The 26,390-nt window shown below is 62.3% G+C and carries 21 protein-coding genes; 10 read left to right on the top strand and 11 right to left on the bottom strand.

Translation table 11 applies throughout. From position 1 onward, the window contains the following. Positions 1-44 precede the first annotated feature (44 nt). From BHC62_RS18210 to BHC62_RS18190, 5 genes are all read right to left on the bottom strand, one after another. Entirely contained in the window at positions 45-527 is a 483-nt protein-coding gene (locus tag BHC62_RS18210; RefSeq protein WP_029297441.1) for a CS1 type fimbrial major subunit, read from the bottom strand. A 5-nt stretch (positions 528-532) separates the two neighbouring features. Beyond that, positions 533-1,294, bottom strand: coding sequence for a pilus assembly protein (locus BHC62_RS18205; RefSeq protein WP_070995725.1), 762 nt, complete (start codon positions 1,292-1,294; stop codon positions 533-535). Positions 1,295-1,353: 59 nt separating this feature from the next. Next, positions 1,354-2,598, bottom strand: a complete 1,245-nt coding sequence (locus tag BHC62_RS18200; protein ID WP_224791123.1) for a hypothetical protein — start codon at positions 2,596-2,598, stop codon at positions 1,354-1,356. A gap of 5 nt (positions 2,599-2,603) precedes the next feature. Beyond that, complete coding sequence (locus tag BHC62_RS18195) at positions 2,604-5,123, bottom strand: TcfC E-set like domain-containing protein (RefSeq protein WP_070995724.1); 2,520 nt, start codon at positions 5,121-5,123, stop codon at positions 2,604-2,606. Between the two features lie 119 nt (positions 5,124-5,242). Continuing rightward, on the bottom strand, positions 5,243-5,740 hold the full coding sequence (locus tag BHC62_RS18190; RefSeq protein WP_029297446.1) for a CS1 type fimbrial major subunit: 498 nt from the start codon (positions 5,738-5,740) through the stop codon (positions 5,243-5,245). Positions 5,741-6,237: 497 nt separating this feature from the next. Between BHC62_RS18190 and BHC62_RS18185 the strand changes: the two genes are divergently transcribed. Together BHC62_RS18185 and BHC62_RS18180 are read left to right on the top strand one after the other, a co-directional pair. Further along, complete coding sequence (locus tag BHC62_RS18185; RefSeq protein ID WP_070995723.1) at positions 6,238-6,810, top strand: PadR family transcriptional regulator; 573 nt, start codon at positions 6,238-6,240, stop codon at positions 6,808-6,810. Continuing rightward, a complete protein-coding gene (locus BHC62_RS18180; protein WP_070995722.1) occupies positions 6,807-7,574 on the top strand; it encodes a siderophore-interacting protein in 768 nt (255 codons plus the stop codon). Before BHC62_RS18185 ends, BHC62_RS18180 begins: the two co-directional genes overlap by 4 nt. A 157-nt stretch (positions 7,575-7,731) precedes the next feature. Here the strand turns inward: BHC62_RS18180 and BHC62_RS18175 are convergent, their stop codons facing one another. Together BHC62_RS18175 and BHC62_RS18170 are read right to left on the bottom strand one after the other, a co-directional pair. Continuing rightward, positions 7,732-8,355: a Pr6Pr family membrane protein gene (locus tag BHC62_RS18175; protein ID WP_070995721.1), complete on the bottom strand. Its 624-nt coding sequence runs from the start codon at positions 8,353-8,355 to the stop codon at positions 7,732-7,734. Beyond that, positions 8,352-8,585, bottom strand: a complete 234-nt coding sequence (locus tag BHC62_RS18170; protein WP_029297450.1) for a VF530 family DNA-binding protein — start codon at positions 8,583-8,585, stop codon at positions 8,352-8,354. The genes BHC62_RS18175 and BHC62_RS18170 overlap by 4 nt, the downstream gene beginning before the upstream one ends. Before the next feature lie 294 nt (positions 8,586-8,879). On the opposite strand from BHC62_RS18170, the gene BHC62_RS18165 reads away from it, so the two are divergent. From BHC62_RS18165 to BHC62_RS18155, 3 genes are all read left to right on the top strand, one after another. Continuing rightward, entirely contained in the window at positions 8,880-10,898 is a 2,019-nt protein-coding gene (locus BHC62_RS18165) for a TonB-dependent receptor (RefSeq protein ID WP_070995720.1), read from the top strand. Between the two features lie 251 nt (positions 10,899-11,149). Beyond that, positions 11,150-12,487 (top strand): carbohydrate porin, encoded by a 1,338-nt coding sequence (locus BHC62_RS18160; RefSeq protein ID WP_070995719.1) that lies wholly within the window; start codon positions 11,150-11,152, stop codon positions 12,485-12,487. 100 nt (positions 12,488-12,587) lie between these two features. After that, positions 12,588-14,999 (top strand): glucose/quinate/shikimate family membrane-bound PQQ-dependent dehydrogenase, encoded by a 2,412-nt coding sequence (locus tag BHC62_RS18155; RefSeq protein ID WP_070995718.1) that lies wholly within the window; start codon positions 12,588-12,590, stop codon positions 14,997-14,999. A gap of 277 nt (positions 15,000-15,276) precedes the next feature. On the opposite strand, the gene BHC62_RS18150 is transcribed toward BHC62_RS18155, so the two are convergent. Continuing rightward, on the bottom strand, positions 15,277-17,613 hold the full coding sequence (locus BHC62_RS18150) for a bifunctional diguanylate cyclase/phosphodiesterase (protein WP_070995717.1): 2,337 nt from the start codon (positions 17,611-17,613) through the stop codon (positions 15,277-15,279). A 398-nt stretch (positions 17,614-18,011) separates the two neighbouring features. On the opposite strand from BHC62_RS18150, the gene lon reads away from it, so the two are divergent. The 5 genes from lon (at position 18,012) to cmoB (ending at position 23,416) form a co-directional block, all read left to right on the top strand. Continuing rightward, entirely contained in the window at positions 18,012-20,432 is a 2,421-nt protein-coding gene (gene lon / locus BHC62_RS18145; protein ID WP_029297455.1) for an endopeptidase La, read from the top strand. 200 nt (positions 20,433-20,632) lie between these two features. Further along, a complete protein-coding gene (locus BHC62_RS18140) occupies positions 20,633-21,025 on the top strand; it encodes a protease inhibitor I42 family protein (RefSeq protein ID WP_029297456.1) in 393 nt (130 codons plus the stop codon). Between the two features lies 1 nt (position 21,026). Then, the gene (locus BHC62_RS18135; protein ID WP_070995716.1) at positions 21,027-21,683 is read left to right on the top strand and encodes a lysoplasmalogenase; all 657 of its coding nucleotides are present in this window, start codon (positions 21,027-21,029) and stop codon (positions 21,681-21,683) included. 36 nt (positions 21,684-21,719) lie between these two features. Next, positions 21,720-22,463 carry a carboxy-S-adenosyl-L-methionine synthase CmoA gene (cmoA, locus tag BHC62_RS18130; protein ID WP_029297461.1) on the top strand — a complete coding sequence of 248 codons (744 nt, stop codon included), beginning with the start codon at positions 21,720-21,722 and terminating at the stop codon, positions 22,461-22,463. Continuing rightward, complete coding sequence (gene cmoB / locus BHC62_RS18125) at positions 22,460-23,416, top strand: tRNA 5-methoxyuridine(34)/uridine 5-oxyacetic acid(34) synthase CmoB (RefSeq protein ID WP_070995715.1); 957 nt, start codon at positions 22,460-22,462, stop codon at positions 23,414-23,416. The genes cmoA and cmoB overlap by 4 nt, the downstream gene beginning before the upstream one ends. A 130-nt stretch (positions 23,417-23,546) precedes the next feature. Here the strand turns inward: cmoB and tadA are convergent, their stop codons facing one another. From tadA to pdxJ, 3 genes are all read right to left on the bottom strand, one after another. Next, entirely contained in the window at positions 23,547-24,044 is a 498-nt protein-coding gene (gene tadA, locus BHC62_RS18120) for a tRNA adenosine(34) deaminase TadA (RefSeq protein WP_070995714.1), read from the bottom strand. Continuing rightward, complete coding sequence (locus BHC62_RS18115) at positions 24,044-25,423, bottom strand: multicopper oxidase family protein (RefSeq protein ID WP_029297467.1); 1,380 nt, start codon at positions 25,421-25,423, stop codon at positions 24,044-24,046. Before BHC62_RS18115 ends, tadA begins: the two co-directional genes overlap by 1 nt. Before the next feature lie 213 nt (positions 25,424-25,636). Beyond that, positions 25,637-26,380: a pyridoxine 5'-phosphate synthase gene (gene pdxJ / locus BHC62_RS18110; RefSeq protein ID WP_029297469.1), complete on the bottom strand. Its 744-nt coding sequence runs from the start codon at positions 26,378-26,380 to the stop codon at positions 25,637-25,639. Positions 26,381-26,390 lie beyond the last annotated feature (10 nt).

Genomic DNA, 26,390 nt, shown 5'->3' with positions numbered 1-26,390 from the left:
AGCCCGCTCGCCACAAGTCGCCTTATTTAAGCCCGCGGCCACATTCAGGGTGCCAGGAAGTCGAACACCAGGTGCACTGTGCCGTAGTACTCGCCGCCGCGATATCCGTCATCGGGTTTTATCGCGGCGATGTCCAGTTCGGCGCGGCGGCCGGCGCGGGCGTCGTTGGCGTTGACCACTTCTATCGGGTCCAGGGTCAGGGCTACCCGGTTGAATTGCACCTGCAGGTCGATGCGGTTACGCCCGTTGTACAGGTACGGCTCGACCCCCAGGCGGGCCGCGACCCCGCCGTTGAGGTTTTTCACGTCGAAGTTCTTGCGCAGCCTGCCCAGTTGCTCGGTCACCAGGTTCCAGGCCAATAGTTGGTCCTGGCCCATCCAGTCCGACTCGGACGGCAGTACATAGGCCTCATGCACCGGGATGGTCACCGAAACATCGAATGAGTGGCGCTCCTGGATTGCCGCGGTGTGGGTAGCTGCCAGCATGCAAGCCGCCAGTACACCGAGTCTTGTCAGTTGCTTGGACATCATCATCACCCGTTACTTTTCTCGACCTTCATCGGTTTTTTATCCAACCCTTCCACCAACACAAAGCTGTAGCGCCGGCCCGGTTTTTTCTCGAACTTCAATTGCCGCTCCGGCAGGATGTGGTGCTTGGTGGTAGGCACGCAGTCGGTGGCGTCGGTCACCGAGCAATCATGAAACTCATCGAGCACCACGGTGCTGTTGCCGGCGTTGCGCAGTTGGTATTGATCGGTGGTGTCGCTGATCTGCGTATCAAACCGCGTGTCTTTGGGGCGCACGAAAAACACCGTGCCGTAGCCGGCCATCACGTTGATCCCGGCAGCGAGGTGGTCCTTGTAGTCGGCGCGATCTTCTTCGGTGATGCCGAAGTTGTCGTCTTTTTCCGGAACCACGGGGATAAAGCGCACGCGGAAATAGCGCTCCTTGTCGCGCGGGCCCATGTACAACAGGCGCGTGCCCTGGCGGCCGTTTACCGGGACGATCAGGCGCGACGGGCTGGCCATCAGGCCGTCGCGGCTGGTGGTGGCGCCCTTGTCGTCGGTCATCGAAGCCACCGGTACTTCGCGGGTGGTGCCGTCGGCGTTGTAGATGATTTCCAGCACATTGACCTTGATGAACGCGGTGCTGGTGCCACCATTGAATACACGCTTGAGGTAGGAGCTGCGATCGCCTTCGAGGTAGTCATACACCACCCCCACATTGATCAGCGGCCCGGCCTGGGCGGTGAGGGACATCAGGCACAACCCGATCCATAACGCTGCTTGTTTCATGTTTACTACGCCTCATTGATTGAATGCGGCGGGCCAGGCCCGCCGGTGGTGCGGCGAGACTAAATCTCGGAATCCCAGATCACGGTCGCCACGCCCGAGTAAGTGCTGCCCGGCTGGTTGAGCATGCCGGCCATGTCGTCCCGCAGGACTTCAAAATGCAGGGTGCCGGGACGGTCGTTGACGTAGAACAACGGCTGGAACAGGTCGGTGCCGTCACCGTCCAGGCGCAAGGGGCGTTTTTGCACGGCCTGGTTACCACGCCCATCGATGCCGCTGGGCAGTGTCACGGCGATCTGCAACGGCACTTCATCGCCATTGGCGTTGCGCAGGCCGCAGGTGTTGCCCATCACGATCGAGCACTCCAGCTGCATTTTGAAACGCGAACTGGCGGCGATGCGGAAGGTCTGGTCGCGGTACAGCCGGGTCGGCGCACGCCCACGGTTGAGCCAGGCTTGCCAGCCGCCCTCGGGGATCAGCTCGATACGGTTGCCGCCAGGGGGGATATCAACCTTGAGGTCGTGTTCCACGCTCAGGATAAAGTTGAAGGTGAGCGCATTTTTATTGGTGACCAAAACGTCGCCAAAGTCGTAATCGCCACCCGGGCCCATGGTGTAGGTGATGCTGCCGTGGTACTGGCCACCCGACATGGTCAATGGGTTTGGCGTCCTGAGTTCATAGGCGTATTCCAGAGTGGCGATCCGCATATAGCTCAGGTCATGGGAAGGTTGACGAGCGCAAGCGCCCACCCCTTCAGGTGTCAGCCAGAACCAGGACGCGGCAGAAACCCCGGCAGCAAGATGGCCGGTCCGTCGACAGCCGCCTGGTGGATTAAGCCATTGGCCCTGCCAACTGAATCCAGGTTTGGCCCAGGTCGATACGCCTGGCGGCCGGGGTATGTACCACGTCGAACCGATGCCCGCGATGCGTAGTTGCACGGTCTCGGTTTCCCCGGTGGCAGTGTGGGTCACTTGCAGGTCACGCCAGTCCGAAGGCACCTTGACCATGAAGCCTTTACGCTCATCCTCGTGGTTGGCCAGGATGGGTTGGTTGGAGTCCGCCCTGAGGTCGTTGTCCCTGAGGCTGAAAATCCCCAACGCCCGGCACTGGGTGGGAATATGCGCCGCACAAATCGAGCTGATCGGCGTGGTGTTTTCGAAGTCGTTCTTCATCGGGTTGGCCGGGTCGGGCCGGAACCGCGCAGTGATCTGCTCGTCCGCCAGTGACGCGCTGGCGCTGAACAACAGCGCCGCGCACACGGCCATGACCAAGGTGTTGAAGGGTTTCATCGTGAGAGTTCTCGTCATGGCACTCAACCTGCGGTGCGAGTGCTGGAGGTGTTTTCAGCAAGGGTGTCCGGCGTGCAACGCAGGTCACCGATCATCAACACGTCGTGTTCATTGGCGGAGGTGGCCGGGTCCAGGCGGAACTGGCACAGCAACTGGTCGCGGTAGCGCACTTCGAGGGTCGGCGAGCTGGCGCTCATTTCCATCGAGAAGAACCCATCGACTTCGCTGACACCACGGCTGGCGTGGTTGATCACGTGATGGCCCTTGAGCGGCTGGCCCTGGGCATCAAGCAGGCGCCCGAGCACCGACACGGTCTTCATCACGGTGATTTTGCGGTAGTCCACCCCGCCCCGGTTGAGGTGGTAGGTGGTCCGCGCCGGTTGGATGTTGGCCGCCGGCGGGTGGTTGCCTTCAAAGTCGAAGTTCACCGTGCTGCTCTTGTAGGCGGCCACCGGCACAAAGTTGCGCCCGGGCCGCAGGATGGCGCCGCCACCGCTGAAGTCGTCGGCACGCAAGGTGATCTCATCGAGGTCAGTCTCGACGTCGACGATCATGCCCGCGCCATTGGTCTGGTACTGGCTGGTCATCAGCATCTGGTCGCCACCGGCAACGAAGGTGCTGTGCAGGTTCAGGCCACCGCTGAGGTTGCCGTTGAACGAGCTGCGTTGGACGAAGCCATCACCGCTGACGACATCACTGTCAAAGCTGGCCATGCCCGACAGGCCGACGCCGTAGGTGTCGGTGATCGCCGTGGCCGAGACGCTTTGCAGCAGGTGCTCGGTGAGGTCCTGGCGGTAGGTGACCGAGGCATTGTTATCGCGGCCACCGTCGCGGTCGGTACGGGTACCGATGCTGCCGGAAATCTGCCGGCCATCGCCGCCCAAGGCCAGGCTCACGGAGAGGTCCACGCCACGATTGCGCTGATCGCCGGTGCCAGAAGTGCCCGGTCGATCGAACACCGAGAACCGCCAGTTGGCGTCGCTGCCCCACAAGGTATCGCGCCGGCTCCAGCCCAGGTCCAGCCCGGTGCCTTCGACGTTGCCCTCGCTGTGGGACAGGCGCAGGTTCCAGGAATTTCTTGCGTCGACCCGGTGGTTGACCGAGAGCGCCGAGTTGCTGGCCTGGCCGACAAAGGTATTGCGCCGCAGACGCGTGCCGTCCGGCAGGGTTTCATAGGTGTCACGGGTGTCGAGCCAACTGCGGTTATGGCTGAACACCAGGTTGGTGGCCCCAAAGGTATAGAGCCCCTGCAAATCCATGCCAGTGCCGTGTTGACGGGTCTGATAGAGGTTGGCGAAAAGGCTGGTGTTGTTGGCCACCGTCCAGTCTGCCGAGCCGCCGTATTGGAGTTGGTCGCGCACTTCGCGCGCCGACAGGCCGAGGATCACCCGTGGGTGTACCAGGTAGTTGAGCGAGGCGCCGGCAGTAACCGCGCCGGACGCCTGTTCGTCCCAATTGCTGAACAACTTGGTTTCGCGCCCGGCAAACACGTTGTAGCGCCAGCGGTCTTCCGCGTTGCGCCAGTTGCTGGGTTTGTAGACCAACTCCTGGGTGGTGCTGACGGTCAGGCCATCTTCCACCAGGCGCACTTCGACTTCGTAGATGCCGCCGGGCAACGGTCGCGTGTCCAGGGTCTGCAAGCCTGCCGCCACCGCCTGGGTGTTGACTAGCAGGCCATTGCGGTAAATCTCCACGGCGGCCTGGCGATTGGCGGTGACGTAGATCGGATAGACACTGGCCTTGGTGTTGTTGATCGCCAGGCTGTCGGAGCTGCCGTACATGACACCCAGCGCCGTATCGGGGCTGGCGCCAAAGCTGCGCAACTGACGGGTCAGGCCATCGGAGTTGGGTGTGAAATGGCCCAGGCGCAAAAAGCGACCTTCCAGTTCACGTTGGGTGTAGAGCTCGTGAATCGCGTGGCGCAGTTGTTCTTCATCGCCACTCTGGCGCGCCAGTTGCAAATTGAACACTTGGGTCCAGTTGCCCAGGCTGGCACTGGCCTGCAGACCATAACGCCCGCCCAGGTCTTCATCCTCGCCGCCGTTGAGGTTGAGCTGGTTGTTGATAATCAAGCCATGGCTGCCGCCTTCGGGCTGTGCGTGATAGCGCGGAGCGTCGCCGGCGTGTTCGACGTTCTGGGTGATGATCGACAGCAGCGAGCTTTCAAGGTTGTAGTGGGTGGACACCAGTTGCTGTGGGCAAGACTGGGTGCACGCGCCAAGAGCAACGCCGCTGGCCAGCACCGCTTGCCAGATGTCGCGGGTGGCCGCCGGGACTTTGCTGTCGCCGGTGTCGGTGAATTCCAGCAACGTCACACGTTCGTCCTGCGACAGGACAATCAGCGCCTCCCCCAGGGGTTGCTGGTCCAGTTCAACCTGTACCGCCAGCGGCACATCGAAGAAATGATCGCTGAACCCGGCAGGCAAACCCTGGGCCTGGGTCAACAGACTGGCGGGCGTGACGATACCTGGCGTGGGCGCGGCCAAGGCACTCGTACAAATCACTAGCGCAAGCGCAACCGCGATGAGCGTCATCGGGAACATGAAAGGAATACTCTGAGGGCCAAGAGACAAAACAAAAAACCAGGCCGGCCTACGGGGAGAATCAGCCGGCCCGAACGCAAATGCCCGCGGGCGTAAAAGCCCGGCGGGCACCTACACCATCAAGGTGTCGTTGGCAGCACCGCGTCGAACACCAACGGCACAGCGGTGGTGTAGGCACCGCGCTGGGTTGCCGAAGGCTTGGCTGCCACGATGCGCAGTTCAGCAGCGACGCCTGGGGTGGAGTCCGCTTCGGTGACGACTTCTTTAGGGGTGCCGGTCATCTCTACACCGTTAAAGCTGGTGGTCAGCGCAATGTTCTGTGCAACGTTGCCGTTGAACAGCACGGCCGGGCCGCCTTCGATGTAGGCGTGGACCGAGCCGTTGGTGTTTTTCACGTCGTAGACGGCGGTCAACGGCGCCAGCTCACCGCTGACAATGTTGTAGCTCATGGTTTCATCGCGGCCGAAGTTAGGGTCACGTGGCTGCGCGTGGAACACGGTTGTCGGGATATTCGCCTTGATGTTGACGGTGTGGTTGGCTTCACCGGCGGCGAATGCCATCGACGAATTCAGCGCCAGAAGGGCCAGAGGGGCAGCAATTGCGAACTTCTTGAACATGGTGATTTCCTGTTTTTCGGACAAGTTAGTGACCCACTGAAAGTTGAGAATCAGATCCAACAAACAATGAGAGCCGTCGCGATGAAACTTAAGTGATTGCAACGCGAAGCAGATGATCCACTAACTTTAAAAACAGATATGCAAGGCAGTTCCCACACTGCCGTAGCCAACAGACACAGGTCGACGCGGAAAAATATGGCACTTTGCCAAAACTTTAATTTTTTCCGTAGGATAAAGACTACATGAATGGTTACAGCAAACAAACAATGAAAAGTCCGTAAGAACAGTACCACAAAACCAACTAAGCAGAGGTGCAACGCCACCCACTAAAGTTTGAGCTTTGACTCTAATACTAGTTATGAAGCGCAACTTATGGGGAATAAATTAACTTGGCGCACGGCTCGCCCGCCCACGGATGACCGTTGGTCACCTGCCTCTGGCTGGAATTTAAGATATATCTTACGTTATGTCTAAACCACACAGCAGAGAGCATGACAATGAGAGACCCTCATTCCCACCGTGAACCCGGTGACGATCGCGACGGCTTCGAAAAACGTCCAGGCCGCGAACGCGCTGGTCGAGGCCCACGGGTCTTCGCACCCGGCGACCTGAAGCTGTTGCTACCGGCGTTGATCGCCGAACAGCCGTGCCATGGCTACGACCTGATCCGTCAGATCGAAGGCCTGTTCGATGGCGCCTACAGCCCCAGCCCTGGGGTGATCTACCCCACCCTGACGTTCCTTGAAGAAAGCGAACTGATCACCGGCGACGCCCAGGCTGGAAAAAAACGCTACACAATCACCGACGCCGGACGTCTGTTCTTAAGTGAGCAAGCCATTGCGCTGGACGGTGTGCGCATGCGCATTGATGTCAGCAAACGCTCATTGCGCGGCCACGACCGACCGCCGCAAATCCACGAGGCAGTGCACAACCTGCGCCATGCCTTGCAGTTGCACCACGGGCGCTGGAGCCCGGAAGAAATCACCCGCGTCGCGGCGCTGCTCAACAGCACCGCCCAAGCCATTGTGGACGGCCCGGCCGTCCCACCTGTACAGGGGAAAACCCTATGAGTACGCCTGTCATTCACCGTGTGAGCCACGAGATCAAACGCCGGCGCCTGGAGGTGCTGCGCGTGGTCGACATCACCCCGCGCATGCGTCGTATCACCCTGGGTGGCGAGCAGTTGGCGGGGTTCGTCAGCCTGGGTAGCGATGACCATATCAAGCTGCTGTTCGCACAGAACGCTGCCGAGCAGGCGGCACTGGAAAGCCCGACATTCAGTGTCAAGGGCGAGGGGCCACAACCGGCGATGCGCGACTACACCCCGCGTCGGATCGACCTTAGCCGCGGCGAGTTGGATATCGACTTCGTGCTGCACGGTGACGGCCCAGCTTGCACCTGGGCCGAACAGGCCAAGCCCGGCCAGCACCTGCACATTGCCGGCCCCCGCGGGTCGATGATCGTGCCGGACATCTTCGACAGCTATCTGCTGGTGGGCGACGAAACCGCCATCCCGGCCATTGCCCGCCGCCTGGAAGAACTGCCGGCAGGGCGCAAGGCGCTGGTGGTGATCGAGATTGCCGATGAGCATGAAAAGCAGGCACTCGACAGCGCAGCCGATGTGCAGGTGAACTGGGTGGTGCGTGGCCAGGATGAGTTGCTCGGCACCGTACGCGACCTGCAAGTGCCAGAAGGCTCGTTGTATGCCTGGGTCGCCACCGAGACCAAGCTGTCGCGCCAGGTACGCCGGGTGCTGCTCGACGAGCACAAGCTCAACGATGAGTTCGTCAAGGCCGTGGGTTACTGGCGTGCACAGGGCAGCGACGAGGAATAACCCTTCTCCAGGCAGACAGAGCTGCTGTGGCGAGCGGGCTTGCCCCGCGCTGGGCTGCGAAGCAGCCCCCTCTAGTTCAGACACACCGAGCCAGCAGGGTTTGGGGCGGCTTCGCCACCCAGCGCGGGGCAAGCCCGCTCGCCACAGGGGTTTTGAACTACGCTGCCGGCTTCAGGATCTTGTCCAGGCCCACTAGCGCCAATGCCACCAACACAAACCCCAACAGGATGCCCCCGGCATTCATGAACACCTGTGGATAACCCAGCGTCCCTACATCAATGAACGGGTACTGGTATTGCCCCAGGGCGTGCCCGCGCAGCAGTACATAAGCGAAGTACACCAACGGGTAAATCACCCAGTACCCGACGTGCCTGAGCCGCAGCGCGCCCTTGGGCACACAGAACCACCAGTAGCCCAGGAACAGCAACGGCATCACATCGTGCAGCAATTCGTCGGCGATAAACTGCCAGCCCTCGGGGCTCCACAAATGCCGCAACAGCAAGCTATACGCCAGGCCCACCACGACAATGCTCACCGCAATACCGCTGCTGACCGCCGGGCGCAGGAAAAACCGGCGTGCGGCCGAAGGACGATTCACCAGTGCATAACTCAACACCACAGCGGCCAGGGTGTTGGTCAGCACGGTAAAAAAGCTGAAGAAGTTCACCAGGCCGCCCAACAGGCTGGCATCGGCCATCCAGCGCGAATAGCCAATCAGGTACAGCTGGATCGTCAGGCCCGCCCAACCGGCCAGCGCTGCCCCTGCCACATATGCCCTCATTCCTGGGGGCGTTTGGTGCGCATCAACTTGACGTACAACCCTTCGACCTTTTCCCGCGCCCATGGCGTCTTGCGCAAGAACGTCAGGCTCGACTTGATGCTCGGGTCGTTCTTGAAGCAGCGGATGTCGATGCGCTCGGCAAGGCCTTGCCATTCGTAGTGCGCCACCAGCGCGGTGAGCACCTGTTCGAGGGTAACGCCGTGCAGTGGGTTGTTGTTCGGTGCGGTCATGCCGGGCCTTTGCCAAGTAAATGAAGAAGAAGCCGCGCACCTTAGCCGAGGTGCCAGGCCGGTGGAAGCACGACCTTGATTGTAGCCCCACCCCCGCCCCCTGTAGAAGCGAGCTTGCTCGCGAAAATCGTCAACGCTGAAGCGGGGCATCAGGTTTAACGCGGCGTCCTGAAGTTTTTCGCGAGCAAGCTCGCTCCTACAGGGCTTGTGAAAAGTTCCACTCCACGGCCTAAAAAGAGATGTTATATTGTAACTATAAGTATCCAACTCTCTGCTCGACCAAGGAACCTCCCGATGTCCCTCTCCCCTCTCTGGCGCCTGACCCCGCTGGCGGCTGCCCTGTTGATCGGCTCCCAGGCCCACGCCCTGGAACTGCAACCCCAAGTCATCACCGGCAACCCCCTGGGCAGCCAGCAACTGGCCTCGCCCACGACGGTGCTGGAAGGCGATGACCTGACCCTGCAACAAAAAGGCAGCCTGGGCGAAACCCTGAACAAGCAGCCAGGGGTGTCGTCGTCGTACTTCGGCCCTGGCGCCAGCCGCCCGATCATCCGTGGCCAGGATGGCGACCGCATCCGCATCCTGCGCAATGGCGTCGGCGCGCTGGATGCCTCGTCGCTGTCCTATGACCATGCGGTGCCGCTGGACCCGGTCAACGTCGAGCGCATCGAGATCGTGCGCGGCCCGGCTGCCCTGCTCTACGGCGGCAGCGCCATTGGCGGCGTGGTCAACACCTTCGACAATCGCATCCCCACCGAAGCCATCGAAGGCATCCACGGTGCCGGTGAACTGCGCTACGGCGGCGCCGACACCACCCGCAGCAGCGCCGGCAAACTGGAAGCCGGCAACGGCACCTTCGCCCTGCATCTGGATGCCAGCGCGCGGGAATTCAACGACCTGAAAATCCCCGGTTACGCCCGCAGCCGCCACGCCCCCCAAAGCGAGAATGGCCCCGGCAAAAACGGCCGCCTGGGCAACAGCGACGGACGCCAGGACGGCGGCGCGGTGGGCGGTTCCTACACGTGGGACGACGGTTATGCCGGGCTGTCCTACAGCAACTCCGACAGCAACTACGGCTCACCCGCCGAACAGGATGTGCGCATCCGCATGCAGCAGGAGCATTACGCGTTCGCATCGGAGATTCGCAACCTGCAAGGCCCGTTTACCTCGGTCAAACTCGACGCCGGCTACACCGATTACGAACACCGCGAAATCGAAGGTGGCGAAACCGGCACCACCTTCAAGAACAAAGGCTATGAAGCACGCATCGAAGCGCGCCACCAGCCGATGGGGCCTTTCGATGGCATCGTCGGCGCCCAGGTCAGCCGTAGCGAATTCTCCGCCTTGGGCGAGGAAGCTTTCGTACCGCAGACCGATACCAATGCTGGCGCGCTGTTTATCCTCGAAGAAATGCAGGCCAGCGAACGCCTGAAACTGAGCCTGGGTGCACGCCTGGAGCACACCACCGTCGACCCGGACGGCAAAGGCAACGAGCGTTTCGCCAAGGCCAACAGCTCCAGCAGCTTCACCGCCGGCAGCCTGTCGTCGGGCGCGGTGTATACGCTGACGCCCATCTGGTCGCTGGCCGCGACCTTGGGCTACACCGAGCGCGCTCCGACTTTCTACGAGCTGTATGCCAACGGCGCCCACGTCGCCACCGGTACCTATGAAGTGGGTGATGCCAAGCTGTCGAAGGAAAAGGCCGTGGCCAGCGACCTGGCCCTGCGCTTTGACAATGGCACCCACAAGGGCAGCTTCGGCGTGTTCTACAGCCACTTCTCCAACTACATTGGCTTGCTGAACAGCGGCCGCACCTTGAATGACGAGGGCGAAGAAGACGCCGATGGCATCCCGGAATACACCTACTCCGGCGTGCGCGCGCGTTTCGTCGGCTTCGAAGCCCAGGATCACTGGAAACTCAGCGAAGGGGCCTACGGCAAATTCGCCCTGGAACTGTCGGGCGACTACACCCGCGCCACCAACCTGGATACCGGCGAAGCCTTGCCGCGCATCGCCCCACTGCGCTTGAACAGTGGTTTGTTGTGGGAACTGGACCGCTGGCAGGCGCGCATTGATGTCGAGCACGCTGCCGGCCAGGGCCGTGTACCGCGCAACGAAAGCGGGACCGACGGCTACACCACCTTGGGCGCCAGCGCCGGTTATCGCTTCAACCTGGGCGGCAGCCAATGGCTGGCGTTCGTCAACGGCGAGAACCTGACCAACCAGACCGTACGTTATGCCAGCTCGATCCTGCGCGATATTGCGCCGGCGCCGGGGCGCAGTGTGCAGGTGGGCTTGCGCACGACCTTCTGACAGACACTGACCTGCAACCTGTGGGAGCTGGCTTGCCTGCTCCTACATTAGTTTTGCGGTGCCTGCACCGACTGTTACCAAATCCGAAAGAATCCATCTTGCGATTAGCGCTTTCTCTCCCCGAGCCGGCGCTTTATCCTTGTCGGCAACAACCTGAAACGTTTCATCCGCCGCTCAAACCTGACCCGTTGGCACCCGCCAATCGCGGTTTGCGTACTAAAACCAAAAACTATTAAGACCTGCCCTTGCCTATGCCTGCTTTCCCAACCCTGCGCCTGTGCGCTGCACTGCTGCCTTTGTGCCTGATCACCTACGCCCAGGCCGCGCCGGCCTTTGACCGTGAGTCCCCGTGGATGCTGGGTGATTTCGGCGGCTCTCGGACAGCGCTGTCTCAACAGGGCTACGACTTCAAGATCGACTACACCGGTGAGATGGGCAGCAACCTGCACGGCGGCTCGGACCACGACCGCACTGCGCGCTACAGCGATCAATGGGCCTTCGGCAGCCACCTGGACCTGCAGAAGATCCTTGGCTGGCACGACGCCGAGTTCCAACTGACGATCACCGAGCGCAGTGGCAACAACATCACCAACGATCGCATCAACGATCCGCGGGTCGGCGGCTTTACCTCGTCCCAGGAAGTCTGGGGCCGTGGCCAGACCTGGCGCCTGACGCAGATGTGGTACCAGCAGAAGTTCTTCGACCAGAAGCTGGATATCAAGGCTGGGCGTTTTGGCGAAGGCGAGGACTTCAACAGCTTCCCCTGCGACTTCCAGAACCTGGCGTTCTGCGGCTCCCAAGTGGGCAACTGGGTCGGCGGCATCTGGTACAACTGGCCGGTCAGCCAATGGGCGCTGCGGGTCAAATACCACCTGACGCCCGAGCTGTACGCGCAAATCGGCGCCTATGAACAGAACCCGTCCAACCTCGAGCGCGGTAATGGCTTCAAGCTCAGCGGCAGCGGCACCCAAGGCGCCTTGCTGCCGGTGGAGTTGGTGTGGACCCCGAAGATCCACGGCCTTGCTGGTGAATACCGCGCCGGCTATTACTACAGCAGCGCCAAGGCCAGCGACGTGTACAAAGACCGCAACGACCAGCCCGCAGCCGTCAGTGGCGAGGCCTATCGCAGCGCCTCCAGCAAGCACGGCGTGTGGCTGGGCGTGCAGCAGCAAGTCAGCAGCCTGGCCAGCGACAACACCCGGGGCTTGAGCGTGTTCGCCAACGCGACGATGCACGATAAGAAAACCAACGCTGTGGATAACTATGTCCAGGCCGGGGTGGTCTACAAAGGCCCGTTCGATGCCCGTGCCAAGGACGATATCGGCTTTGCCGTGGCCCGCGTCCACGTCAACCCGGCGTACCGCAAGAACGCCCAGGCCAGCAACCAGGCCCGCGCGGTGTACGACTTTGACGACGCCGCCTACCTGCCGGTGCAAGACACCGAATACAGCGCCGAACTCTATTACGGCGTGCACGTCAGCAACTGGCTGACGGTGCGCCCGAACCTGCAGTACATCCGTCATCCGGGGGCCGTCGCCCAGGTGGATGACGCGCTGGTCGGCGGGATCAAGCTGCAAGCGTCCTTCTGAATCGCAATAAACGCAATTAGCCCTGAACCAAGCCTGCGCGCAAACGTCATCTACAGTGAACAAGCGCGGGACTACCTTAAACGTCACGGAGAATCACACTATGAGCACTGATGGTGCTTCAAGTCCAAGCCGCCTGCTGCCCAGGCTGCTGGGGATCTTGCTGCTGATCATGGGCCTGGCCTTGTTGGCCGGGGGCATCAAGCTGAGCATGCTCGGCGGGTCGCTGTACTACCTGCTGGCCGGTATCGGCATCACCCTGACCGGCTTCCTGCTGCTGGCCACCCGCCGTGCGGCGCTGGGCCTGTACGCGGTGGTGCTGTTCGCCAGTACCGTGTGGGCCCTGTGGGAAGTCGGCCTGGACTGGTGGCAGTTGGTACCGCGCCTGGCCCTGCTGTTTGGCTTGGGTATCGTCATGCTCCTGCCGTGGTTCCGCCGCCCCTTGCTGCGTGGGCAACCTGCCCCGCTGGGCACTGGCGCGCTGAGCGTGGCCGTGGTGCTGGCCGGTGCAACCGCCGTGGCCAGCCAGTTCACCAACCCCGGTGAAATCAAAGGCCAACTGGACCGCGATGCGGTACCGGGCATGACCAATGCCGCGCCGGCCCAGGCCGATGGCGACTGGAACTCCTATGGCCGCTCGGCTTTCGGTGACCGTTACTCGCCCCTGGCGCAGATCACCCCGCAAAACGCGCACAAGCTGGTGCCGGCCTGGACCTATCGCACCGGCGACCTGCCTGGCCCTGGCGACCCCGGTGAAACCACCGCGGAAAACACCCCGCTGAAAGTCAACGGCATGCTCTACGTGTGCACGCCGCACAGCCAGGTGATCGCCCTTGACCCGGATACCGGCAAGGAAATCTGGCGTTTCGACCCTAAGCTCTCGACGCAGAAAGCCGAGAACTTCAAGGGCTGGGCGCACATGACCTGCCGTGGCGTGACCTATCACGATGACGCCGCCTATGCCGCCACCGAGCAAAGCCCGGCCACTGACGCCACTGCGCCAGCCGCCAATGCGTGCCCGCGCCGGATCTTCCTGCCGACCGCCGACACCCGCCTGATCGCCCTGAACGCCGACACCGGCAAGATGTGCGAAGACTTCGGTGACAAAGGCCAGGTCGACCTGGGCGCCAACATCGGCGCTTTCGCCCCAGGTGGCTACTACTCCACCTCGCCGCCCGCCGTTACCAAGAACCTGGTGGTGATTGGCGGTCACGTAACCGATAACGTCTCCACCGACGAGCCGAGCGGCGTGATCCGCGCGTTCGACGTGCACACCGGCAAGCTGGTGTGGAACTGGGACAGCGGCAACCCGGACGACACTACGCCGATTGCCGAAGGCAAGACCTACACCCGCAACTCGCCGAACATGTGGTCCATGTTCGCCGTCGACGAAAAACTCGGCATGCTCTACCTGCCGATGGGCAACCAGACCCCGGACCAGTTCGGGGGCTACCGCACGCCTGCGTCGGAACTGCACGCTGCCGGCCTGACAGCGCTGGATATCGACACCGGTAAAGTGCGCTGGCACTACCAGTTCACCCACCATGACCTGTGGGACATGGACGTGGGCGGGCAGCCGAGCCTGATCGACATCAAGACCGCCGCCGGCGTGAAACAAGCCGTGATGGCCTCGACCAAGCAAGGCAGCATCTACGTGCTGGACCGGGCGACCGGCGAGCCAGTGGTGCCGATCAACGAAATCCCTGTGCCGCAAGGCGCAGTGGCCGGTGATCACACTTCGCCAACCCAGCCCAAGTCCGACCTCAACTTCATGCCACCGCCCCTCAAGGAACGTGACATGTGGGGTGTGACCCCGTTCGACCAACTGCTGTGCCGGATCGACTTCAAGTCCCTGCGCTACGACGGCCCGTTCACCCCGCCATCGCTGCAAGGCTCGATCGTCTACCCAGGCAACTTCGGCGTGTTCGACTGGGGCGGCATCTCGGTTGACCCGGTGCGCCAGATCGCGTTCGTCAACCCGAGCTACATGGCGTTCAAATCGACCATGATCCCGGCCGAGAAAATCGCCGCCATGGGCCCGCGTGTTAGCGAGACAGAAGGCGTGCAGCCGAACAAAGGCACGCCATATGGCGTGGTCCTGGAAGCGATGCTCTCGCCAATGGGCCTGCCGTGCCAGGCTCCGGCCTGGGGTTATGTGGCAGCCGTGGACTTGACCAACAACAAGACTATCTGGATGCACAAGAACGGCACCGTGCGTGACAGCTCGCCGGTTCCCATCCCCCTGAGCATGGGCGTGCCAAGCCTGGGCGGGACCTTCACCACCGCCGGTGGCGTGTCCTTCCTCAGCGGTACCCTTGATCAGTACCTGCGTGCCTATGACGTGAAAAACGGCAAGCAACTGTGGGAAGGCCGCCTGCCTGCAGGCGCACAGACCACCCCAATGACCTACACCGGCAAGGACGGCAAGCAGTACGTGCTGGTCGTGGCGGGCGGTCATGGTTCCCTGGGGACCAAGCAGGGTGACTATGTAATGGCGTTCAAACTGGCCGACTAAACCAGCCAGCAACAAAAAAGCCCCGCAATTGCGGGGCTTTTTATTGGCAATACAGTCCAACTGTAGGAGCTGGCTTGCCGGCGATGGTCGTTAACGATGACGTTGGGTACCTGACACCCCAAGTTGTTCTTGCTGGCGCCATCGCTGGCAAGCCAGCTCCTACAAGGGATATAGCTGCGCAGGCCAGCGTGGTTTGACGGGGCGCCTGAGATCAAAAGCAGAGCAACAGCAAAACCAAAGTGCGGAGCTGCTTACCTGTGGGGCTGTGTTGGGACGCTCAGACAGCGCTGCGGTCGCGGCGCATCCACATCTCAAAGGCCATGGCATTCAGCGGCCGGCTGATCAGGTAGCCCTGGGCCGTGTCGCAATTCCATTGCTTGAGCAGCCTCAAGCTCGGCTCGAACTCCACCCCTTCGGCCACGACCTTGAGCCCCAGGTTGTGGCTCATCTCGATGGTCGAACGCACGATCACCGCGTCGCCGCTGGTGCTGTCGAGGTTGCGTACAAAGGACTGGTCAATCTTCAGTTCCTGCACCGGCAGGCGCTGCAATTGGGCCAGGGACGAGTAGCCCGTGCCGAAGTCGTCCACCGACAGGCTGATGCCACAGCCACGCAGTTGCTCGAGGATGCGCAAGGCCTGTTCCGGGTTGTGCATGATCGCGCTTTCGGTGATTTCGAAAATCAACTGCCCGGCCAGCACCCCGTGCAGTTCCAGCAGCTCGGTCACCCGCGGCGCCAGCCCTTCGTCGCCCAGGTCGTCGACCGAGATGTTCACCGAAAGCTGCACCTCCAGCCCACGCACGCTCCACTCTGCCAACTGGCGGATCGCTTCTTCAATCACCCAATGAGTCAGGCTGGCCATGCTGCCGGAGCGTTCGGCCAGGGGGATGAATTCGGCGGGGGACACCAGGCCCAGGGTCGGGTGCTGCCAGCGCAACAGCGCTTCGGCCTGGCGCACGTAGCCGTGGCGCAGGTCGAGCTTGGGTTGATAACACAGGAACAATTCGTCTTCGATGGCGGCACGCCGCAGGTCGCGGATCAGGCTGATCTGGCGTTGGTGGGCGAGGTCTCGGTCCTGTTGATAGATCTGCAAATAGCCGGGCAGCGCGGCGGCATCGTGGCGGGCAATGGCGGCGCGGCTGATCAGTTCTTCAACCTGCAGGCCATCTTCGGGGTAGGCGGCAATGCCCATGCTCACTTCGTGGCGCAGTTCATCGCCACCGACCCGCTGCGGCTCGGTGAGCAGGCTGTAGAGGCGGTCGGCGCGGGCCACGGCGCTGTCGAGCTTGGTGTTTTCCAGCAACACGAGAAATTCGCTGCCGGTAATGCGCGCCGCCGAATCCCCCGCCGCCAGGCTCGACAGCAGGCAGCGGCTGGCTTCACGGAGCATTTCCTCGACGCCCTGGGGGCCGAAGCCTTCGTTGATCACCCGGTAGTTTTCGATCCCCAGGTACAGCAACACCACCGGCCGCCGCGCACTGATCGCACTGCCCAGGCGCTCCATGGCCAGGGCGCGGTTGGGCAGCCCGGTCAGGGCATCGTGCAAGGCGTTATGGGCCAGTTGTCGTTCACGCACGGCGATGCCGCTCTGCATCGCATTGAAGGCACGGGCCAGCAGGCCGAACTCATCCTTGCCACGCACCGCTACGGGCGTGCGGTAATCACCGGCGCCGATACGCTCGGCCGCCTGCACCAGGGCATCCAGCGGGCGCGATACGCGGCGCGCCATCAACAGTGCGCCCACCAGAGAAACCATCAAGGCCGCCAGGGCAATGCCGAGAAATTGCCGGTCCAGCGGCGCGAAGGATTGCAGGGCATGGTCCAGCGGGCTTTGCAGCAAAGCCATGACTTGCCCGCCATCGCCGGTGTTGGCCAGGGCCAGGACCTGGCTGAGAAAACGCTGGCCGTGCCATTCGCTCATCTGCGCCAATGGGTTGATGTTCGAGTTCTGCAGCGCCTGGATGATAGCCGGGCGGTCCGCCAACGGCTGGGTGCTGAACAAGGTGCCTGGCTGGCCGTTGTCCAGGCTCATGAACGACACTTCCAGATTGCTCAGGGAGCGGAGTTCGGCGGCGAATACCTCATCCATGGCGAACCCCATGACCACCCGGGCGATGGGCAGCGGGTCCAGGACATCTTCCTGGACCAGCAGGAACGGTTGCCCGGCCAGGGCGACGATGAGCATTTGCAGGGAGTTGCGCCGCGCATGGCGCAGCGCCTGGGCATAGGGAAAGGCCTGTTGGGCGGGCACCCCATCGAGGGTACTGACGAGGACCTGCCCATCGAGCCCCAGCACAAACACCTCGCTGCTGCGGATCCCCGTGCCATGGCGCTGCAGGGCCGCGAGGATCTGTGCCGGCTGGCCTTCAGCAACTGCGCGGCGAAACTGCGCGTCCACCGTGAGCCAGTCCAGGCCGTATTGCAGGCGGCGGCCACGCAAGTCCAGCAAGCGCTCGAACACTCGGCTGCCGGTCTCCAATTGCACTTGGGCCTGGTTTTCCACGGCGCGGGAGGTAGCGCCCTGGACGGCGAAGTACACCGCGCCCACCACGACCAGCAGCAATAACGCCAACACCCCGGCCAGACGGGTCTGGAAGGCATGGCGCCATTTCATCCGCTTGCCTCCTGGCAGCGTGCCCGCGCCCCAGCTCAAGCGTCCTTTTGTCATACGCATCCCTCGCGACTGCAGAGCCGGTGTCAAATAAATGCCCGTTCACTGAGCACATTCGGAAAACCCAGATTAGCCGTCGCTGGGCAGAAGTAAACCTAATAAATGCGGGTGGTTGGCTGACATTATTTTGACGACAGATCACCGTCTAAATGGCCCTGACAGGCCGTAAACCACCCCTGTTTTGTACCGGCGCGACGCGACGATCCGACTGGCCCACGCCCATAGGGCTGCTGCACTGACATTCGAAAATGTCATGCAATTTGTTGCTAACAACGCGCCGCCATTGAAACCACCCCTCACCTGCCCCATCTAACCTCCATACTTCACTATGCAGGTGCCCCATGAGCGACCAGCAAGAATTCCCCGATATCGACCTCAACGACTACGCCGACCCCGAAAACGCCGAAACTCCGTCGTCCAACACCGGCCTCGCCCTGCCTGGGCAGAACCTGCCGGACAAGGTCTATATCATCCCGATCCACAACCGCCCGTTCTTCCCGGCGCAAGTGTTGCCGGTGATCGTCAATGAAGAGCCCTGGGCCGAGACCCTGGAGTTGGTGAGCAAATCCGACCATCACTCCCTGGCCCTGTTCTTCATGGACACCCCGCCCGAAGACCCACGGCATTTCGATACCTCTGCCTTGCCGCTGTACGGCACCCTGGTCAAGGTGCACCACGCCAGCCGCGAGAACGGCAAGCTGCAATTCGTCGCCCAGGGCCTGACCCGCGTGCGCATCAAGACCTGGCTCAAGCACCACCGCCCACCGTACCTGGTGGAAGTCGAATACCCGCACCAGCCCAGCGAGCCGACCGACGAGGTCAAGGCCTACGGCATGGCGCTGATCAATGCGATCAAGGAGCTGCTGCCGCTCAACCCGCTGTACAGCGAAGAGCTGAAGAACTACCTCAACCGCTTCAGCCCCAACGATCCGTCGCCCCTGACTGACTTCGCCGCCGCGCTGACGTCGGCCACCGGTAACGAGTTGCAGGAAGTGCTGGACTGCGTGCCGATGCTCAAGCGCATGGAAAAAGTGTTGCCGATGCTGCGCAAAGAGGTTGAAGTCGCGCGCCTGCAAAAGGAAATTTCCGCCGAGGTAAACCGCAAGATCGGCGAACACCAGCGCGAGTTCTTCCTCAAGGAACAGCTCAAGGTGATCCAGCAGGAACTGGGGCTGACCAAGGACGATCGCAGCGCTGACGTCGAACAGTTCGAGCAACGCCTGGAAGGCAAAGTGCTGCCGGCCCAGGCGCAGAAACGCATCGATGAAGAACTCAACAAGCTGTCGATCCTCGAGACCGGCTCGCCGGAATACGCGGTCACGCGCAACTACCTGGACTGGGCCACCTCGGTGCCGTGGGGCGTGTATGGCGAGGACAAACTGGACCTCAAGCACGCGCGCAAAGTCCTGGATAAGCACCATGCGGGCCTGGATGACATCAAGAGCCGCATCCTCGAGTTCCTCGCCGTCGGTGCCTATAAAGGCGAAGTCGCCGGGTCCATCGTGCTGCTGGTGGGCCCGCCGGGCGTGGGCAAGACCAGCGTCGGCAAATCCATTGCCGAGTCCCTGGGGCGGCCGTTCTACCGCTTCAGCGTCGGCGGCATGCGCGACGAGGCCGAGATCAAGGGCCATCGCCGCACCTACATCGGCGCCCTGCCGGGCAAGCTGGTGCAGGCGCTCAAGGATGTGGAGGTGATGAACCCGGTGATCATGCTCGACGAGATCGACAAGATGGGCCAGAGCTTCCAGGGCGACCCCGCGTCGGCCCTGCTGGAAACCCTCGACCCGGAACAGAACGTCGAATTCCTCGACCACTACCTGGACCTGCGCCTGGACCTGTCCAAAGTGCTGTTCGTGTGTACCGCCAACACCCTGGACTCAATCCCCGGGCCGCTGCTGGACCGCATGGAAGTGATTCGCCTGTCGGGCTATATCACCGAAGAAAAAGTCGCCATCGCCAAGCGTCACCTGTGGCCAAAACAGCTGGAAAAAGCCGGCGTGGCCAAGAACAGCCTGAGCATCACCGACGGCGCCCTGCGCGCGCTGATCGACGGCTATGCCCGCGAAGCCGGGGTGCGTCAGTTGGAAAAACAGCTGGGCAAGCTGGTACGCAAAGCGGTGGTCAAGCTGCTGGATGAACCGGATTCAGTGATCAAGATCGGCAACAAGGACCTGGAAAGCTCCCTGGGGATGCCGGTGTTTCGCAACGAGCAAGTGCTGTCGGGCACCGGCGTCATCACCGGCCTGGCCTGGACCAGCATGGGTGGCGCGACCTTGCCGATCGAGGCGACGCGCATCCACACGCTCAATCGCGGCTTCAAGCTCACCGGGCAATTGGGTGAAGTGATGAAGGAATCCGCCGAAATCGCCTACAGCTACATCAGCTCCAACCTGAAGTCGTTTGGCGGTGATCCGAAGTTCTTCGATGAAGCCTTCGTGCACCTGCACGTACCGGAAGGCGCCACGCCCAAAGACGGCCCGAGTGCCGGGGTGACCATGGCCAGTGCGTTGTTGTCGCTGGCACGTAACCAGCCGCCGAAAAAAGGCGTGGCCATGACCGGCGAACTGACCCTGACCGGGCACGTGCTGCCGATTGGCGGCGTGCGTGAGAAGGTGATTGCGGCGCGGCGGCAGAAGATTCACGAGTTGATCCTGCCAGAGCCTAACCGTGGCAGCTTCGAGGAATTGCCGGAGTACCTCAAAGAGGGCATGACGGTGCACTTTGCCAAGCGGTTTGCGGATGTGGCGAAGGTGTTGTTCTGATAGTTCTGTAGCGCCTGCACTGGCCTCATCGCGGGCAAGCCCGCTCCCACATTTGACCGAGTGCATCCTTTGGAACGCGGTCGAATGTGGGAGCGGGCTTGCCCGCGATGGCGCCAGCCGCCTCAACCCAAAACCCTGCTGTAACACCTTGTCTCATCTTCGGTTATGCTCGCCCTTCGTCGCCAATAAACGGAGCCTTCATGACCGCTGCCCGCCTGCTTCTTCCGCTAAGCCTCGCCCTGCTCGCGGCTTGCGCCAGTGCACCGAAGCAAAACGTCACCGTCGAAAAACAGAGCGCCTGCCCGCTCAAGCTCAAGGCCGGGCAAAACCTGACCCTGACCTTGCCAAGCAACCCCACCACCGGTTATCGCTGGGCGATCCAGGATTCGGCCGGCGGCGTGCTGCGCAGCCTCGGCCCCGAGGTCTACAGCAATCCCGAGGACGCCGGTGTGGTCGGTGCCGCGGGGCAATCGACCTGGCGCTTCCAGGCCTTTACCGCCGGTAGTGGCCGCCTGCGCCTGACCTCCCAACAACCCTGGGCCCCGGAAGTGAATCCGGTGGACACCTTTGACTGCGCCATTACGGTGAACTGATATGCCATGGATGATTCTTGCGTCGATGGGGGCGGGTACCTTTATCTACGGCCTGAGCACGCACGCGACATTGCTCTGCCTGTTGGTCAAGCCGCTGCCGGTACTGGCGATGTTGGGTTGGCTGCATGACGCGCCACCCAGCGACTATCGACGCTGGATCAGCCTGGGGTTGATCTTCTCCCTGGTCGGCGATGTGTTGCTGGCCTGGCCCGGCGACCTGTTTATCTTCGGCCTGGGCGCATTCCTGGTCGCGCACCTGGCGTACCTCAAGGCCTACTTCAGCGACTGCCGCCGCCCGGCACTGTTGCCACTCGCACTGGCGCTGGGGGTTGGGGCGATCTTGTTGAGCATCCTGATTTCCCACGGCCTGGGCGACTTGCTGATTCCGGTGGTGGTGTATGCGCTGGTGATCAGCGCCATGCTCTGGCGGGCACTGGCTCGCCTGGGCAGCGATGTACCCAAGCGCTCGGCGCAACTGGCGGCCATTGGCGCGGCGTTGTTTGTGTTTTCCGACACGCTGATCGGCATCAACCGCTTTGTGGTGACCTTCGATGCCGCGCCGTATCTGTTGATCATTACCTATTGGTTGGGCCAGTGGGGCATCACCGCATCGGCGTTCCATCAGACAACCCGCGCATCCAGGGAGCAAGTTGGCTAAAATGCCGGCCTTTTCCCCTTCGTCGCCGGAACAGCCGTGAGCAAAGAACCCGATCGCCTATTCGCCCAGCCCTTGCCCCAGGTGCCGGACTTCGCCTTTAACGAGGACGTGGTGCGGGTGTTCCCGGACATGATCAAGCGCTCGGTGCCCGGCTACCCGACCATTGTCGAGAACCTCGGTGTGCTCGCCGCGCAGTTTGCCCAGCCCAATAGCGTGCTGTACGACCTGGGCTCGTCCCTCGGCGCCGTGACCCAGGCCCTGCGCCGCCACGTGCGCACCGACGGTTGCCGGGTGATCGCTGTGGATAACTCGGCGGCGATGGTGGAGCGCTGTCGCGAATACCTCAACGGCCAGGACTCGATGTTCCAGGAGCTGTTGCCGGTGGAGGTGATCGACGGCGATATCCTCGCCCTGCAGTTCCAGCCGGCCTCGGTGGTGGCGCTGAATTTCACCCTGCAATTTATCGCCCCCGAGGAACGCCTGGCGCTGCTTGGGCGGATCCGCCAGGCGCTGCTGCCGGGTGGCGCGCTGATTCTCTCGGAAAAACTGCGCTTCAATGATCCCCAAGAGCATGCACTGCTCACCGACCTGCATGTGGCGTTCAAGCGCGCCAACGGCTACAGCGAGCTGGAAATCGCCCAGAAGCGCAGCGCCATCGAAAACGTCATGAAGCCCGACAGCCTCGAAGAACACCGCGAACGCCTGTTGGCGGCCGGGTTCTCGAAAGTCGTGCCGTGGTTCCAGTGTCTTAACTTTGCCTCGTTGATTGCCTTGCCATGATTGATCTGTCTCCCCTCGCCCGCCATCTGGTCGGCACGCCCCTGGCCGTCTGGGCCCAAGGCCTGCAAGCACAACTCGATGCAAAAATGGAAAAGGGTCATGGCGACCTCGCGCGCTGGCAAAGTGCGCTGGACGCATTACCCAAGATCCTGCCCAGTGAAATCGACCTGCTCAACGGTCTGACCCTCGACACCGATTGCGATGACGCGACCCGCACGCAGATGCATACCGCGTTGATGGGCCTGAGCCCGTGGCGCAAGGGGCCGTTCGATCTGTTCGGGGTGCATGTGGACACCGAATGGCGCTCGGACTGGAAATGGTCGCGGGTCGCGCCGCACCTGAACCTCAAAGGCAAACGCATCCTCGATGTGGGTTGTGGCAACGGCTACTACATGTGGCGCATGCTCGGCGCCGGTGCCGACAGCGTGATTGGCGTCGATCCCAACTGGCTGTTTTTCTGCCAGTTCCAGGCGGTGCAGCGCTACCTGTCGGCTCCCAACGCCTGGCACCTGCCGTTCCCGTTCGAAGACCTGCCGCCGAACATGGAAGGTTTCGACACCGTGTTTTCCATGGGCGTGTTCTACCACCGCCGCTCGCCGATCGAGCACTTGCTGGCACTCAAGGATTGCCTGGTCAAGGGCGGCGAACTGGTGCTGGAAACCTTGGTGATCGAAGGTGATCAGCAGCAGGTGCTGGTGCCGGAAGACCGCTATGCGCAGATGCGCAACGTGTGGTTTCTGCCATCCGTACCGGCACTGATGCTGTGGCTGCGCCGTGCTGGCTTCAGCGATGTGCGTTGCGTGGATGTCAGCGTGACCACGGTCGAGGAACAACGTGGGACCGAGTGGATGAAGTATCAATCCCTGAGTGACTTCCTCGACCCTGAGGATCACAGCAAAACGATTGAGGGGCTGCCGGCGCCGATGCGAGCGGTGATCATCGCCAAGAAATAGCCCATGCCTGTAGGAGCCGGCTTGCCGGCGATGCAGGCACCGCGGTGTATCAGGCAGACCGCGGTGATGCTATCGCAGGCAAGCAAGCTCCCACATCGATTGGATTGCCAAATTGGGATTTATGGTGTGTTCAGGCCGTGGGCTTGGCCCTTCTGGCCTTGAAGAACTCACTCAACACCGCCCCGCACTCCTCGGCCAACACCCCGCCTTCATACAACACCCGATGGTTCAAAAAGCCCTGGGTAAAGAACTGCCCCTGGCTCTGCACAATCCCCGCCTTGGGCTCCAGTGCGCCGTACACCACCCGGGCGATGCGCGAATGCACGATCAAACCTGCGCACATGCTGCACGGCTCCAGGGTCACATACAGGGTGCTGCCCGGCAGACGGTAGTTGCTGACGGCCTGGGCGGCCGCGCGGATGGCGACCATCTCGGCGTGGGCGCTCGGGTCGCTGCCGCTGATCGGGCAGTTGAAGCCGCGCCCGATGATTTCACCGTCCTGCACCAGCACCGCACCCACCGGTACTTCACCAAGGGCCGCGCCTTGGGCGGCGAGGGCCAGGGCTGCGCGCATAAAGTCCTGGTCACGGCTGCGGTCGATAATCGCCGTCGGGCGAATCTGGCGCATCACGCCACCTCGATGGCGGCCATCAGGCCGGTTTCCATATGGTCGATCACGTGGCAATGGAACATCCACACCCCGGGGTTATCTGCCACCAACGCCACGCGGGCGCGTTCATTCTTGCCCAGCAAGTAGGTGTCGGTGAAGTACGGCGTGACCTTGTGGCGGTTCGAGGCGATCACCTTGAAACTCATGCCATGCAGGTGGATCGGGTGCTGGTACTGGGTCATGTTTTTCAATTCAAAAATATAGCTCTTGCCCAATTCGAGCTTGGCAATCGGCCGGTCGGCGCAGGTCTTGTCGGTGATATCCCAGGCCTGGCCGTTGATCTGCCACAGGCTCGGCGGCCTGTTCTCGACATTGACCGAGACCGAACCGACCCATTCGAAATTGAAGTTGAGTTTCTCGGCATTGGCCAGGTCCGGTTCGGCAATCGGGTTGGCCGGCAACGCGGGCGGCCACTCGCCAGGGGCGTCGGTGTTGGCCACCGAGCGGAAGGTGCCCAGGCGCACCGGGCCATTGCGGATCGACAGCTCTTCGCCGGCCGGCGGGGCCTTGATTGCCAGGCAAATACGCATGCCCGGACCCAGCCAGTACTCCTTGCCCAAGGGCCGTGGCTCGATGGGGTTGCCGTCCAGGGCGTAGATCTGCGCCTCGGCGTTGGGGATATTCAGGCGATAGGTCAGGGTGTTGTCCAGGTTGAGCAGGCGCACCCGGGTGATTTGCCCGGCCGGCAGGTCAATGACCGCCTGGGGCACGCCATTGATAGTCGACAGGCGCCCGGCCGTACCGCCACGCGCCGCTTCACGGGGGATGCTGAACTCGACAAATTCACCCTGTTCGTCGATATGCCAGTTTTTCAGGCTCAGGGTGCGCTCATGCTTGAAGCCGGTGGGCTCGCGCTCTTCGACAATCAAAGGGCCGACCAGGCCACGGCCCAGCTCTTCGCTGCTGCTCACATGGGGGTGATACCAGTAGCTGCCGGCATCCGGCACGCGGAACTGGTAATCGAAATACTCGCCGGGCAATACCGGCAGTTGCGAGACGTAGGGCACGCCGTCCATTTCCAGGGGCAGGCGGATACCGTGCCAGTGGATGGTGGTGGCGACCGGCAGGTGGTTGATAAACCGCACCCGCAGCCACTCGCCCTGACGTACGCGCAACTCGGTGCCCGGCGCCGACGGGCCGAACGCCCAGGCCTGGGTTGTGTGCCCCGGCACCAGTTCCACGTCCAGTGGCGCGGCGATCAGTTCGTAATCGCGCCCGGCACTGGCGTCCGCGACTTTCCCCAGCCAGTAGCGATAGGCGCCACCGGCACCCACGCCCACTACTGCCAGGCCGGCGAGGCCACCTAGGATTTGTCGACGGGAAAAGGATCGGGACACAACAACCTCACGTATCTGCGCGGGCGCAAGGCCCGCAAAGGGCAAATACGATACACCCCCACAGGCTAAACAGTAAGGCTTCGCATTGCCGCAGGAGACCTGTAGGAGCGAGCTTGCTCGCGAAGGTCGTTAACGATGACGCGGGGATTCTGGCCCCCCGCGCTGTTCTCGGGCTTTTCGCGAGCAAGCTCGCTCCTACAGGTTGATCCAGGGTCAGTGCTTGGCGGCGGCCAGGATCAGCGCTTTCATCTCGGCTACCGCGCCTTTGAAACCGACGAACAGCGCATGGGCGACCAGCGCGTGGCCGATGTTCAGTTCGTTGATGCCCTTGATCGCCGCCACAGCCTCAACGTTGTGGTAGTGCAGGCCATGGCCGGCATTGACGATCAAGCCTTCACGCAGGCCGCAGGCCACGCCGTCGATGATGCGTTGCAGTTCGTCGGCGACTTCGGTCGGGGTGGTGGCATCGGCGTAACGGCCTGTGTGCAGTTCGATCGCTGGGGCACCCACGCGGCGCGAGGCTTCGATCTGCCGTTGGTCGGCGTCGATAAACAGCGAGACTTCGCTGCCAATCTGCGACAGGCGTTCGACCGCGGCTTTGATCCGCGCTTCCTGGCCGGCCACATCCAGACCGCCTTCGGTGGTCAGTTCCTGACGGGTTTCCGGAACCAGGCAAATATGCGCCGGGCGGATGCGCTCGGCGAAGGCCATCATTTCTTCGGTGATGCCCATCTCGAAGTTCATGCGGGTCTGCAGCACATCCTTGAGCACCAGCACGTCGCGTTCCTGGATGTGCCGGCGGTCTTCGCGCAGGTGCACGGTGATCCCGTCGGCGCCTGCTTCTTCGGCGTCCAGCGCGGCCTTGACCGGGTCAGGGTAACGGGTGCCCCGGGCCTGGCGCAGGGTAGCAACGTGGTCGATGTTGACGCCAAGAAGAATGCGATTGCTGGTGGTCACGGAAGCGCTC

The sequence above is a fragment of the Pseudomonas sp. 06C 126 genome (assembly GCF_001855215.1).
GTDB classification, from domain to species: domain Bacteria; phylum Pseudomonadota; class Gammaproteobacteria; order Pseudomonadales; family Pseudomonadaceae; genus Aquipseudomonas; species Aquipseudomonas proteolytica.
This window is presented reverse-complemented; position numbering and strand designations above follow the sequence as displayed.